Annotated in this window: 9 protein-coding genes; 6 read left to right on the forward strand and 3 right to left on the reverse strand. The window is 59.8% G+C overall.

What is annotated here, in order from left to right; all coding sequences use genetic code 11:
• Positions 1-100: 100 nt before the first annotated feature.
• Complete coding sequence (locus ACT53T_RS06515; protein ID WP_476160596.1) at positions 101-664, reverse strand: sensor histidine kinase; 564 nt, start codon at positions 662-664, stop codon at positions 101-103.
• Between ACT53T_RS06515 and ACT53T_RS06520 the strand changes: the two genes are divergently transcribed.
• The gene (locus tag ACT53T_RS06520) at positions 578-1,285 is read left to right on the forward strand and encodes a hypothetical protein (protein WP_476160597.1); all 708 of its coding nucleotides are present in this window, start codon (positions 578-580) and stop codon (positions 1,283-1,285) included. The two genes, ACT53T_RS06515 and ACT53T_RS06520, sit on opposite strands and share 87 nt — an antisense overlap.
• Positions 1,286-1,461: 176 nt before the next feature.
• Here the strand turns inward: ACT53T_RS06520 and ACT53T_RS06525 are convergent, their stop codons facing one another.
• Entirely contained in the window at positions 1,462-2,139 is a 678-nt protein-coding gene (locus ACT53T_RS06525; protein ID WP_476160589.1) for a response regulator transcription factor, read from the reverse strand.
• 759 nt (positions 2,140-2,898) lie between these two features.
• On the opposite strand from ACT53T_RS06525, the gene ACT53T_RS06530 reads away from it, so the two are divergent.
• The 5 genes from ACT53T_RS06530 to ACT53T_RS06550 all read left to right on the forward strand — a co-directional run bounded on the left by ACT53T_RS06530 (position 2,899) and on the right by ACT53T_RS06550 (position 11,613).
• Complete coding sequence (locus tag ACT53T_RS06530; RefSeq protein WP_476160590.1) at positions 2,899-5,175, forward strand: TonB-dependent siderophore receptor; 2,277 nt, start codon at positions 2,899-2,901, stop codon at positions 5,173-5,175.
• A 77-nt stretch (positions 5,176-5,252) separates the two neighbouring features.
• Entirely contained in the window at positions 5,253-6,494 is a 1,242-nt protein-coding gene (locus tag ACT53T_RS06535) for a PepSY-associated TM helix domain-containing protein (RefSeq protein WP_476160591.1), read from the forward strand.
• A 379-nt stretch (positions 6,495-6,873) separates the two neighbouring features.
• The gene (locus ACT53T_RS06540) at positions 6,874-8,073 is read left to right on the forward strand and encodes an efflux RND transporter periplasmic adaptor subunit (protein ID WP_476160592.1); all 1,200 of its coding nucleotides are present in this window, start codon (positions 6,874-6,876) and stop codon (positions 8,071-8,073) included.
• The gene (locus ACT53T_RS06545) at positions 8,073-10,112 is read left to right on the forward strand and encodes a MacB family efflux pump subunit (RefSeq protein ID WP_476160593.1); all 2,040 of its coding nucleotides are present in this window, start codon (positions 8,073-8,075) and stop codon (positions 10,110-10,112) included. The genes ACT53T_RS06540 and ACT53T_RS06545 overlap by 1 nt, the downstream gene beginning before the upstream one ends.
• Positions 10,113-10,164: 52 nt before the next feature.
• The gene (locus ACT53T_RS06550; RefSeq protein WP_476160594.1) at positions 10,165-11,613 is read left to right on the forward strand and encodes an efflux transporter outer membrane subunit; all 1,449 of its coding nucleotides are present in this window, start codon (positions 10,165-10,167) and stop codon (positions 11,611-11,613) included.
• Positions 11,614-12,362: 749 nt separating this feature from the next.
• Here ACT53T_RS06550 and ACT53T_RS06555 read toward each other — a convergent pair.
• On the reverse strand, positions 12,363-12,527 hold the full coding sequence (locus ACT53T_RS06555; protein WP_476160595.1) for a hypothetical protein: 165 nt from the start codon (positions 12,525-12,527) through the stop codon (positions 12,363-12,365).
• Positions 12,528-13,145: the final 618 nt, after the last annotated feature.

Consider the following 13,145-nt stretch of genomic DNA (forward strand, 5'->3'; position numbering starts at 1 on the left):
TTGCTCACCCCACGCCCGCGGGCGTATCAACCGCCGGGACTCAACTCGCCGCTGGATGAAACTTCGGGGGCACGTCAACATGTAACGCGCCGTGGACGAGCTACCTTTGAAAGGACACTGAAAATGTCGCTCCACCGCCCCGCGTCTCATCGACGGAGATCTTGCCGCCCTGAAATTCCACGATTTCCTTGACGATGGCGAGACCCAAGCCGGTTCCGGGCGTCGCCTCGCTTTTTCGCCAGAAGGGTTCGAAAATCATGCTTCGATCCAATTCCGCGACGCCTTCGCCGTGATCGATCACCTCCAGAGTCGCTTCAGAAGTCAGGCGCACCTGCACGGTTCCGCCTTTCGGTTCGGCCCGCAATGCATTGTCGATCAGATTGGCGATGACGCTCTCCAAAGCGCGACGATCGCCCCGGACCATGACTCCGGTCGAAGGTCCCTCAAAGGTGATCGCGCGTTCGTTTTCCATTATGAGTGGCGTATAGTCCGCGACCTTCGCCAGAACGAGCGCTGCGAAATCGAGCGGCGCCTCGCTCTTCGGGGTCCTTCCAGAAAGACGCGCCGATATGAGCAATTGCTCGACGATATTTTGCAAATGGTCGAGATGACGTCGCAGCTCGCGGGAGCTCGCGTCGTCGCGCATCGTCTCGACACACGCCACCAATATGGCGATCGGCGTCCGCAATTCGTGTGCGGCATTGGCGTTGAAGCGGCGTTGCCGCGCGACTCCAGCGTCGACTCGCGCCAGTGCGTCATTTATCGCGACCACGAAAGGGGCGACCTCGTTCGGCATGTCGCTTTCCGGGAGCCGCTGATTGAGCGACTCGGCGTCGATTCCTCGCGCCTGATCCGCGGCCTTGCGCAAGGGCTGCAATCCGCGCCGCAGCGTGATCCAGCCGACGGCGACCGTGACGCAAAACATCGGAATCATTTGCTTGAAGACTCTCACGATGTCTCGATACAGGTCGAGAACCACCTGCTTCCAAGCAAAGCGATATCCGTAAGCTGCGATAGAGTATTTTCCGAATGGCGTCGCAACCAATTGTTCGACGCCGCGAAGATCGTCCTCGACCTCTCCAGAAATGCGGAACTGAGAGAACAGCGTCGTCGTGCGATCCCGGCCTCCGAGCGCGACCACGAGATCGTGCGACGATCCCGGCAAGGCGGCATTGGTCTTTGGATCGAAAGCCGCAAATTTCAGCGTAGGGGTTCGAAGCTCGAGGTCGCGCAACTCGCCTGTCGGCTCGATATGCGCGGCGCCATCCGCCCCGATCGCCAATGACTTTTCGATCAGCTGAAGCGCCTCCTCCTGGCCGAAATCGTTCCACGATCCCTCTTGAACAGACAAGGCTCCAGACATGACGAGCGCCAAATGGCCCGTGAGCGTCAGGGCGTAAGAAATGAACTGGCCAGCCACCAAGAACGCCGCCAAACGGAGCGCGAGAGAGCGCGTCGCGATCATGCGCTGGACTTTGCGATGAAATAGCCGATGCCGCGGGCGGCGTGAATTTCGACTCCGGCCCCGCACTCCTTCAGTCGTCGCCTCAGATGCGAGACAACGACATTCAAATTATTCACATGCAACTCGTCCTTGTCGCCGTAGAAATCCTCGAGGAGCCGATCGCGCAGCGCCACCCGCCCCGGCTTTCGCATCAGCGTCTCGAGAAGATCGAGCTCCCGCTTCTGCAAAACGATCGCCTCGCCGCGCACAGCGACCTCTCGACTGTCCGGCGCAAACGATAGCTCCCCTAATCGGATCGATGGGCTCGGATCGCCGTCCAGACGACGCAGATTGGCCCGAATGCGCGCCGTCAGCTCTTTTGGATTATATGGCTTGGTCAGATAGTCGTCGGCGCCGGCGTCGAGCCCGGCGACCATCTCTTCCTCATCGTCGAGCGCCGTCAGCATCAAAACGCGCATCCGCGGCCGCAATCGTCGAATCTCCGGCACGAGGCCGATGCCGTCTCCATCGGGCAGCCTTCGATCCAGCACGACGAGCGCGAAATCGCGAGAGTCGATGATTTCGCGCGCTTCTCTTATCGAACCGGCGCGATCGACATCGAACCCGCAACTCGTCACCTGCTCGGCCAGCTTGGTCGCCAAGTCGACATTGTCTTCCACGATCAGAATATGCATCGAGCGTCCTTCATCTCCGGTCCGTCGCAGCCGGGCAAGGATCGAGGGTCGGCGAGCGCGACCTGTGGCGCTTATGTCACAGGTCGAACCAAATCTTGGCCTTTTTCGAGATTTTTTTCAAATTGCCCGCCGCAACTTAGTTTCAACACAGGCGGCTAATTTACGTAAGGCTCTAAGAGCGGCTTCTCGCGGGTCGCCTCGGCGCCATTCGACGGGTTCGCGGCGTCGCGGGCGTTCGCGTCGCGGATGAATCCTCTCGAACGGAGAGCGCAAGAATGAGGGTGGCGGGTCTTCAATCGCGTTCCGCGCATCGGCTGCTCGGAAGCATTGTCGCGCTGCTTATGCTCTTTCAGAGCGTCGGCTCGCTCGCCGCGGCCCATCGGCAATTCGCCCACGCCGAAGCAGCTCCGAGCGTCGCCACGGCGCCTTCATTCGACGTATTCTGCCTCGGCGGCGGAGAGACTCCTTCCCCAGATCGACACGATTGTTCGGATCGTTGCGTTCTCTGCTGCGTCCGCGATTGTCACGCGCTGTCTTTTCATAGCGTCGCGGACATTATCGACGCCTATTTCGAGACGTTCGGCTCCCCCGATCCCGTTGCTCGGGCCGGGCTCGCCGATGACGACGGCGACCCGCTCGGTTGGACGAGCTCGTGGTCGTCCAGGGCGCCTCCTTCTCTCTCCTGACTGACTGCCGCTTTCGAGCGGCATTTGTTCGATCCAGTCTCGACGGCCGACGCGCCGTATCAGGAGAAGTCTCATGTTTCGCTCGGCCTTGCTGCGCGGCGCCTCCGCCTGCGCGCTCACATTCGCTTTTGCTCCCGACATGACATGCGCCCAAGAAGCGCTGCCGACGATCGATATCGGAGCGTCGCGGGCCGCACAGCCGGAAAAGCCGGAGTCGCCCGGAGCCGCCGACAAATTCGGCAATCTCCCAAAAGAAACCTATGTCACTCCGAACGCCTCCACGGCGACGAAGATGGATGTTCCGCTGCGTGATGTGCCGCAATCGGTAAAAGTCATAGCGCCGCAATTAATCGAAGATCAGGGCCCGCAGCTACAGGTATATGATCTCGCCAACCAGGTCAGCGGCGTCATCGGCGACCCGCAAGGCGGCGGCTCCGGCACACACAACACTCCTCTCTTTACTGTCCGCGGATTTCCTACCGGGGGGCCGATTTTACTTGATGGAATGCCGCGAAACTATGGCTATGTCGGCGTCGATCTGAGCGACATCGATCATGTCGAATTCGCAAAAGGACCGAGTTCGACGCTTTATGGAGCTACGCTCGGATTTGGCGGCGTCGTAAACTTCATCACTAAAAAGCCGACCGATAAATTCTTCGCGATTATCAGCGAGGGAATAGGCAGTTTCGGCTTTCATCGCACGACGATCGACCTCAATACGCCCTTGCGCGAGGACAAGAGCGTTCTTTTTCGGCTCAATGCCGCATTCGAGGAGCGAGGGTTCGTCAACCATTATGATTACCATGACGGCATCTCGATTGCGCCGGCTCTAACCTGGATTTTCGACAATGGCGACAAATTCAGCTTTCATGGAAAATATGGCGTCAATCACGATCGCGCTAGCGGCGGCTTGCCGCTCTATCCAGTATTCCAATACCTGCCCCGCGAGCGATATTTCGGAGATCTAAGGGCTAATCAAAATAATACGCTCGCCAATGCGACAATTAAATATGAGCATGCATTCGACGAGAACTGGAATATCACCGCGATAGCCGACTATGGGCGCACCGGCACTCTCGGGCCGGGCTTCGCCCCCTTTTTTGACGGCGTCTCTACGATATATGAAAACCTCGGAGTCAATTCCTCGGACACCACCGATGGCCTCGTTGGCCAGGTCGATCTCAGAGGAAAGTTTAATACCGGCCCCGTCAAGCACAATATATTGTTCGGACTGTACAGGCAAAATAGCTGGGATAAATATTACAGTACGATGAATTTTGCTTCGACTCCCGAGTCGATCAATATTTTCTATCCCATCTATCCGGCAGATCAATGTTTCGTTCCGACATCTGGCTGTTCCGCGACTTGGCTCGGCCAGACAACGACCACGTGGCTCAGCGCTGTCTATGGCCAGGATCTCGTAGAGGTAACGGATCAGTTTAAATTGCTAATTGGCGGTCGCTACGATCACGAAAAGCAATGGACAATTTCGCGTGATCCGGCAAACCTGTTTGGAAACGGGGATAACTATTTGACTACTCCCCAAAAATATAGCCATTTCTCTCCGCACATCGGAGGCGTATTTCAGCCATTCGAGGAGACCTCGATCTTCGCCGCATGGGGCCAGACATTCAATCCCAACAACGGCAACCTCACCCCAGGCCATCCGGCGCCGCCGCAATTCGCCGACCAATATGACGTCGGCGTGAAGCAGGAGCTCTTCGGCGGCAAGGTCCAGGTCGGAGCGACCGCTTTCGACATCACCAAGAAAAATCTTTTGACTAGCGATCCGACCGACCCTTCGGGTCAACGCAGCATCTTGATCGGTAAATATCATAGCCACGGACTCGAGTTCGATGTGGGCGGCGAAATCTTTTCCAATCTGCGTGTGAATGTAGCGGCGACCTTCATGCACGGACTCGCGGGGAAGGATCTCAACAATTTGAAGGGACTCCCTACGTTCGAGGGCAGCGAATTGCCGCAGTCGCCGCGTCGGTTCTACAATTTTTCGGGCGTCTATGCCTTCAAGGACGGCGCTCTGAAGGGATTGGAAGTCGGCGCCAGCTTCTATTATGCGAGCAAGACCCCTGCGCTATATCCAAACAATCCGGAGGCCAACGCCTATGCGGTGGCGACGGGCGCTTTGTTCGGCCCCAATCAATATCCGTTCATGATCGCGCCGATTTATGATCTCGGGCTGCTCGCGTCCTATCAGGTCAACAACCGGCTGAAGATACAACTCAACGCCAATAATCTTCTCGATCGCGCCAATTGGAAATCAAGCAGCGGACAGCAGCAGCGTGGCGAACCTCGTTCGATCTTCGCGAACATCACCTACAAATTCGAGTAGCGGCCGATGCAGGACGCTCCCCTCCTCCCGCATGTGGGCGAGGGGAGCCACTCGATTCTCGAAATGGCGGACAATCAATGATAACCCGCTCCTTCTGGGTATTGCTGCATCGCTGGTCGGGACTGGCGATGGGTGGATTTCTCGTCATCGTCGGTCTCACCGGCAGCGTCATCGCCTTCAGGGAGGAGCTGGATGTGTGGCTCAATCCCGAATTGATGACAGTTCCGATCCGCGACATGAGCTTGCTGGACCCGCTGCAATTGCGGGAGAAGGCCGAAGCTCTCGAGCCGCGGATTCGTGTCGACGGCGTATCGCTCGCTCGAGCGCCCGGCCGCGCGATGTCGATTTCATTTGCGCCACGCATGGATCCGCAGACCGGCAAGCCTTTCGAGCTTCCGTTCAATGAAATATTTCTCGATCCTTATACGGGCGAAAAGCTCGGCGAGCGGGAGACATGCGCGGTCTCGCTCGCGAAGGAAAATCTCATTTGCTTCATCTATCGCCTTCATACGAGCCTCGCGCTTCCGGCGAGCGCGGGAGGCCTCGGCGTCTATCTTCTCGGCGGAACGGCGCTGATCTGGACGATCGATTGCTTCGTTTCCTTCTACCTCACCTTTCCGCTGCGACGACGCGACCGCGCCTCGGCTTTCTCCAAATCCTGGTGGGGCCGGTGGAAGCCAGCGTGGGTCGTCAAGCTCGGCGCCGGCGCCTATCGCATCAATTTCGATATTCACCGGGCGTTCGGCTTGTGGACCTTCGTCATGCTGTTCGTTTTCGCGTGGTCGAGCGTGTTCTTCAATCTCAATTTCGTCTACACGCCGGTCATGAGGCTCGCGTTCGATATGACGTTGCCGGCGGCTTTGCCCGATCTCGAGACGCCGCTGGAAAGCCCCGCTTTGGGCTGGAGCGAGGCGCTTGCGCGGGGACGCGAACTGGTTAAGGACGCGGGTGCGCAATATGGCTTCACGACGTTGAGCGAGCAATCGCTCAGTCTCGAGCGCGCCAAGGGCGTCTATACCTATATGATCCGAAGCTCGCGGGATTTCGGCAGACGCGGCGACACGATTGTCGCCTTCGATGCGAACAGCGGCGCCTTCAAATCCCTGACGGCGGCGAGCACCGTTGCGACCGGCTGGGTCGTGACGCAGTGGCTCGTATCCCTCCACATGGCGCAAATTTTTGGACGTCCGATGCAGGTCTTCGTCTGCGCGATGGGCTTTGTGATCACGGCCCTGTCGGCGACAGGCGTCGTCATTTGGTGGAAGAAGCGCGCAGCGCGCAAATTTCGCGCGCGGCAAGATGTGGCGGCGGTGCGATGAGCGCCGTGCAGTTCGGCGTGCTTCCTTTGGAGGCTCGTCGCCTGCGCGAGACCGCGCATCCATCGAAAGCGCTGGCGCGCCGTCTACGAGACTTCTTGCCACTGTCCGCTCATTGTCGTTCGCCATTGCTCAAAATGCTTCGAGGATACGCGCCGAACGTCACGGCGTCGTCCCATGTGCTCGTAACGGGCGTCTACGACATGGGCGGGAGCGTCGGCCTGATGTGTAGGATCGAGCTCGGAGGCGAAATAGCGGCTTCGGCCGTATTGGTCGTTCCGATCACGCATCTCGCTTTCGATCGGCGGCATCCGATTTCGCGCGATTTGGCGAATTATCGACGCCTCCACACAGGCCGCGTCGAAGCGAACGGCTCACGGGAATGACGCCACGCTTCACGACCAAAGGAGGCGGGCGTCTCATATTCGTCGCCGTCGGCGTGTCGATCGCCGGCGCTCTTGCGCTGCGCTTTCTCTCCCCCTCGTCGCCGCCACAATATTCGACCGTCAAAGCCTTGCGCGCCGATATAGAAAATAGCGTGCTGGCGACGGGGACGTTGCAGGCCATCCGTCAAGTGGATGTCGGAACCAGAGTGACGGGACAGTTGAAGTCGCTCGCCGTGAAGCTCGGCGATCACGTCCGGGCCGGCGATCTCGTAGCGGAAATCGACCCGCTCCTGCCGGAGAACGAGCTGAAGGGGGCGCAGGCCAATCTCGCCAATCTCGAAGCGCAGAAGCAGTCTGCGGTGGCGAAGCTGTGGCGATCGAAACTCGAGTTCGAACGACAGCAGGGAATGATCAAGGGCGCAGCGACGTCGCGGCGCGACCTGGAGAGCGCTGTCGCGCAGTCGCGCGCGGATGAAGCGAGCCTCGCTGCGCTGGACGCGCAGATCGCTCAGGCCAAGAGCCAGATCGACATCGCCAACGCCAATCTCTCCTATACGAAAATCATCGCGCCGATCGACGGGGAGGTCGTGGGCGTCCTGACGCAAGAAGGGCAGACGGTGGTCGCCGCGCAAATCGTGCCGGTGATCCTGAAGCTCGCCAAGCTCGACGCGATGACGATCAAGACGCAGGTGTCCGAGGCCGACGTCATCAATGTGAAAATCGGACAGCCGGTCTCCTTCACCATCATGGGCGACCCGGACAAGCGCTACTCTGGAGTTCTGAGAGCGGTGGAGCTGGCCCCGCAAAATTATTCCGATCCGGCCATGGGGCAAAGCGGACAATCGGCCGCATCGATGAGCGGAACGGCGGCTGCCGTATTCTACAATGCGCTGTTCGACGTGCCGAACCCGGATCACGTCTTGCGCATTGGCATGACGGCTCAGGTGTCGATCGGGCTGGGCGTGTCCAAAGGAGCGCTGGCCATTCCATCCGCGGCATTGAAGGAGCAGGCGATCGACGGGCGCTACGCCGTGCGCATTCTCGGCGCTAAAGGCGTGGCCGAAGCGAGGCAAATCCGAATCGGCGTCAACAATCACATTCTGGCGGAAGTCTTGGAGGGCATCGAAGAGGGAGAGAGCGTCGTCGTCGGAGACGAGGCGCCGTCTTGGTCGCCGCCATCCCATGGAACGCGGTAATGGGAGCAACGATCGGCGCGTCCTTGCTCGAGCTCCGCGGAGCAAAACGCCGATATGCGGCCGGCGCACAGGAGATCTACGCCTTGCGCGGAATCGATCTCGATATCCGCGAGGGCGAGATGGTCGCTCTCGTGGGCGCCTCCGGCTCGGGCAAGTCCACGCTGATGAATATTCTGGGCTGCCTCGATCGATTGAGCGAGGGAAGCTATCGAGTCGCGGGGCGGGACACGTCGACGCTCGTCCCGGATCAGCTCGCCGAACTTCGACGCGCCCATTTCGGATTTGTGTTCCAGCGCTACAATCTGTTGCCTCAACTCTCCGCCAGAGCCAATGTCGAGATCCCCGCGATCTATGTGGGAATGGAGGCGGAGCAGCGCCATCGGCGCGCGCGCGTCTTGCTGGAGCGACTTGGCCTCGAGGAGCGCCTGGACCATCGCCCCAATCAACTCTCGGGCGGACAACAACAGCGTGTCTCCATCGCGCGCGCCCTGATGAATGGCGGCCAAGTGATCCTCGCCGATGAGCCGACCGGCGCGCTCGACAGCGCGACCGGCGCCGAGGTGATGAAGCTGCTGCTGGATTTGAATCGGCTGGGCCATACATTGATTTTGGCGACGCACGACCCTGTGGTCGCCGCGCATGCGCAGCGAATCATCACAGTTGCTGATGGCCGTATCGTGTCAGACGTAACGAGGGGTTCGGCGGGAGGCGTAGCAAGTCGGCCCGAGACGACCAGCGCGGAGACGCCTCGGGAAACCGCAGTCATCCCCGGCATTGCTGCGACGGCCGACCAGACCGACGAACGGCCGCGATCGGCTACGCCTTCGCGGGAGGGCATTTGGCCGCGCTTCCTCGATGCGGGTCACATGGCGGTCGTCGCGCTCCTCGGCCATCGCCTGCGCACGGCCCTCACCCTGCTCGGCGTCGTCATCGGAATTGTATCTGTCGTCACTATGGTGGCGCTCGGCGAAGCCGCTCGACGCGTCATCGCCAAGGATCTCGAGGGCGTCACGACGAACACGCTCGAGATCTATCCGGGCAAGGACTGGGGCGACCCTGACGCCACACGCATTCAGACTCTGACCAGTGCCGATGTCGAGGCGCTACGTCGACAGGACTACGTCAAGGACGCCAGTCCGCAACTGGCGCAATCTGCGTTGTTGCGCCATCGCGCGTCCAGTGGTTCGGCCAGCATCACCGGCGTCGGAGTGAATTATTTCGAGATGACCGGCTTGCCGATCGCGCAGGGAGCCGGTTTCAACCGCGACGATATTTCGAGACAGGCGCAGGTCGTGGTGATCGACGCCAATGTGAGGCAGCGATTCTTTGGAAGCGCCAACCCGATCGGCCAGACGCTCTACGTCGGCAAGCTGCCTTGCGTCATCGTCGGCGTCACCGGCAGGAATTACCGGCAGGAGAGCAGGGGCGGCTCCAAGCTGAATGTGTGGGTTCCCCACACCACCGCCGGGGCGCGGCTGATCGGACGCAGCTATCTCGACAGCATCGTCGTGGCTCTGCGCGACGGCGAGCCGCCGGCCGTCGCCGAGGAGAAGATGACGCCATTTCTCACCAGTCGGCACAGGGTCAAGGATTTCGTGGTGTTCAATTTGGCCGAGCGCATCAGGTCCGGCGTCGCCTTCTTCAATTCCATGTCTCTGCTTCTTGCCGCGATCGGCATCACCTCGCTCACGGTGGGCGGCATCGGCGTCATGAACATCATGCTGGTGTCTGTGTCTGAGCGTGCGCGCGAAATCGGCGTGCGCATCGCCGTGGGCGCGCGGCAAGGAGATATCCAACGCCAATTCCTCATCGAGGCCGTTGTCGTCTGTCTCGTCGGCGCCGCGGTCGGCGTCGCGCTCTCCTATCTGGCTTGTTGGGGCGTCGGATATTTCCTTCCGTCGAATTGGGAATTGCGCCTATCTCTTTCGGCGATTCTCTCTGCGGTCGTCTGCGCCACGGCGACCGGCGTTATTTTCGGCTATTTTCCGGCGCGCAGCGCGGCGCGGCTCGACCCTGTGGAGGCGCTCGCCCGTGATTGAGCGCGCCCCTTCCTCTATGTCGATCTTCGCCCGTCCCGGAGGAAAGCGCGTAATGCGGCTGCGCAGCGCCAACGACGCGCTTCCGCGAATGTTTCTCGCCTTCTTGTTTCCGGCGTCGCTCGCGGGTTGCGCAGTCGGCCCCGATTTCGAGGCGCCCGTCGCGCCTGCGGTCGAGCGCTTCACACCGGAGAAGACAACCTCGCCCGGAAACGGCCAACAGTTCCGTGAAGGCGCGGAAGTTCCAGATCGGTGGTGGACGGCGTTCCGTTCCAAGCATCTGAATGACCTCGTCGAAGAGGCGCTTTCCCACAGTCCGACATTGGAGGCCGCCGAGGCGGCGATCCGCGTCGCTCGATACGATGCCGACGCGGCGAAGGGCGCGCTCCTGCCGCAAGCGAGCCTGAATTCGAACTCGAATTATACGTTCGCCTCGGGCGACTCCACCAGCACGAGAGTGACACAGCAGGCCTATTCCTTTTTCACCAAGCAGGTGCAGATCAGCTACGCGCCCGACATTTGGGGAGCCAATCGACGCGCCGTCGAGTCGTTGGAGGCCCGGAGAGAGGTCCAGATCTGGCAAAAGCAGGCGGCCTATCTGACGCTGGCGGCCAATGTCGCCGAGGCGGCGATCGAGGAGGCGTCGCTGCGCGGCCAGATCGCGGCCACGCGGCGGGTCATCGTTCTCGAAGAGGAGCGCTCGGCCCTGCTCGAACGGCAATTCGCCTATGGCGCCGTCGCCGGAACAGATATTCTTTCGCAGCAGTCCGCCTTGGCGCGGGCCCGTCAGACACTGCCGCCTTTGGAAAGCCGTCTCGCGCAGCAGCGCAATCTGCTCTCGGCGCTCACCGGTCGATACCCGTCACAGGCGATCGCCGAAACCTTCGAGCTTTCGGAGCTGACGCTTCCGCGCGATCTTCCGGTCAGCCTGCCTTCGCGGCTCGTCGCGCAACGTCCTGACATCAAGGCGGCGGAAGCGAGCGTCCACTCCGCGAGCGCGCAGATCGGCGTCGCCGTCGCCGCGCGACTGCCCAATGTCGTGCTGACCGCCAATGGCGGCGCCAGCGCCTTTACGCTTGCGCAGCTCTTCACGCCGGGTGCGGGTTTCTATACGCTCGCCGGCACTGTCGCCCAGCCTGTCTTCGACGGCATGACGCTTCTGAACAAGCAACGCGCCGCCGAGGCCGAACTCGCCCAGGCCGAAGCGCGATATCGCTCGGCAGTCGTCAATGCATTCCAGAATGTCGCGGATTGCTTGCGCGCATTACAGGGCGACGCGCGCGCTGTTCGCGAGGCTCGCATCGCCGAAGCCACGTCGAGAAAGTTTCTCGACAAAATTCGTTCGCAGCAGCGATACGGCGACGTGTCGCGCCTCGCCGTCGTCGATGCGCAACGCGCCTATCTCGACGCCTCGATCTCTCGCATTCGGACCGACGCCCAGCGACTCGTCGACACTGTCGCTCTCTACATGGCGCTCGGCAGCGGAGAAATAAGCTCATTTTAGTGAATTCGCACCAGTGAATTCGCACCGAAGTCGGGTGGCGCTTTCGAAAGCGGGGATCGGAAAGAGCCCGAAAAACGCAGTTCGATCACAATGCGCGGAAAGACTGGAAGGACGACGTTGGAGCCGCTGGTCGGAATAGCTCGCCGGCCACCTGATATTCGGCCTCGACTTATCTGCCTCTCGAGCGAGTGGAGGGAGCGCTCTTCTGCCGAAGAGCGGGCTCTGACCGATGCTGTTGAAAACTCGAAAATTGGAGCGCGCCAAAAAATGAGGCGAAATGCGAAATTTCTCAGAGTCGGCCTTTGACGGCCCCCATTCAGGCTAGGAGAGTCACTCGTTCGATCGTCGCAGTGAAAGGTAGGGGCCCAGTCCCTTTCCCTGCTACCGCGCCAGTTTCCGCGGGAATTTTTCAAGGGGACCCTGAAATTAGTTTTTCAACAGCATCGACCCATTTCTGCCGTTCACTCCAGAACTGAGCAGGTCGTCCACTTTCCTGTGCTCCGTCTCCGGCCTCCGCAGCCTCGCAGCCTCGCAGCCTTGTCAAAAGCGCCAAATGTGTCGTAATTTGCATTCCAACCGCGGGATATCCTGCGAATCCAAGTTCTTGTCTTTCACGTGAGCGCGCCGGGCCGCGGGATATGATTTCGTAAAGCGCGCAGATAATGCCATTTACTCCAACTCTGGACACTTTTGTGGATGAGCTCCATACTGATCCCCGTGTTGTCGATAGAACTGATCTTATGTCTATTCTACTCGCTCGGTTTGGTGCTCAACGAGACACGCGACGAGACGCCCGCGCTCATATTGCAGACTTGGGCGATGTGCGCCATTGCGCGAATATTAATTTCACGCTTGAGCTTCGACGTGATCCCAAGAATATCTCCAGCCTTCTTGTTTTCCACAATGTTGTTCATATCCACAATCCCGGGAATCGTGAGTAAAATTCCTTACGCGCATCAGGTTTTATTCGTAACCAGTACGACGTCTTTGATTTATCTCATAGGTAGCGCGCTATCCAAAGAACAACTGGAATATAATTGGCGGCATGTATGGGCGGGACGCGCCTTGCTTATTCTCGCGCTCCCTATTGCGGTTCAGATATGGTCCGCGGCAAATATCGCCTTTGTCTCGTTCGCCGCTCGACAGGTAGCGCAGGGCGAAGCGGCGTGCTTGTTGATGGGGGAAGATGCGGGCCTATTCCGTTATCGCCAATCGCATTCGCTATTGGATCAGCTAGGTCTCACGTTATACGTGCCGTACACAAATGGAGGAGGATCGGACAGTTTTCAGTGGACATTTCATGCGCTCCTCGTGACAAAGAATAGGCGTCTATTCAACTGGTCCTATCGGTCGCAGCGCTTCGAGCCTCTTACTGATGAAAGCATTCGCAACCACAGTTTGGAGCAGACTTCTTGTTCTTTCTCATAAGGACGGCCTTGGCGTCCCCAATCCGGCCTAGTGCACTGACTCAGACGGAAGGTGCAGGAACGCGGGCCAGCTTGGCGAAAATCGCCTTAGCCGGCTTTGTCCAG

Source organism: Methylosinus sp. DMC45 (genome assembly GCF_056313885.1).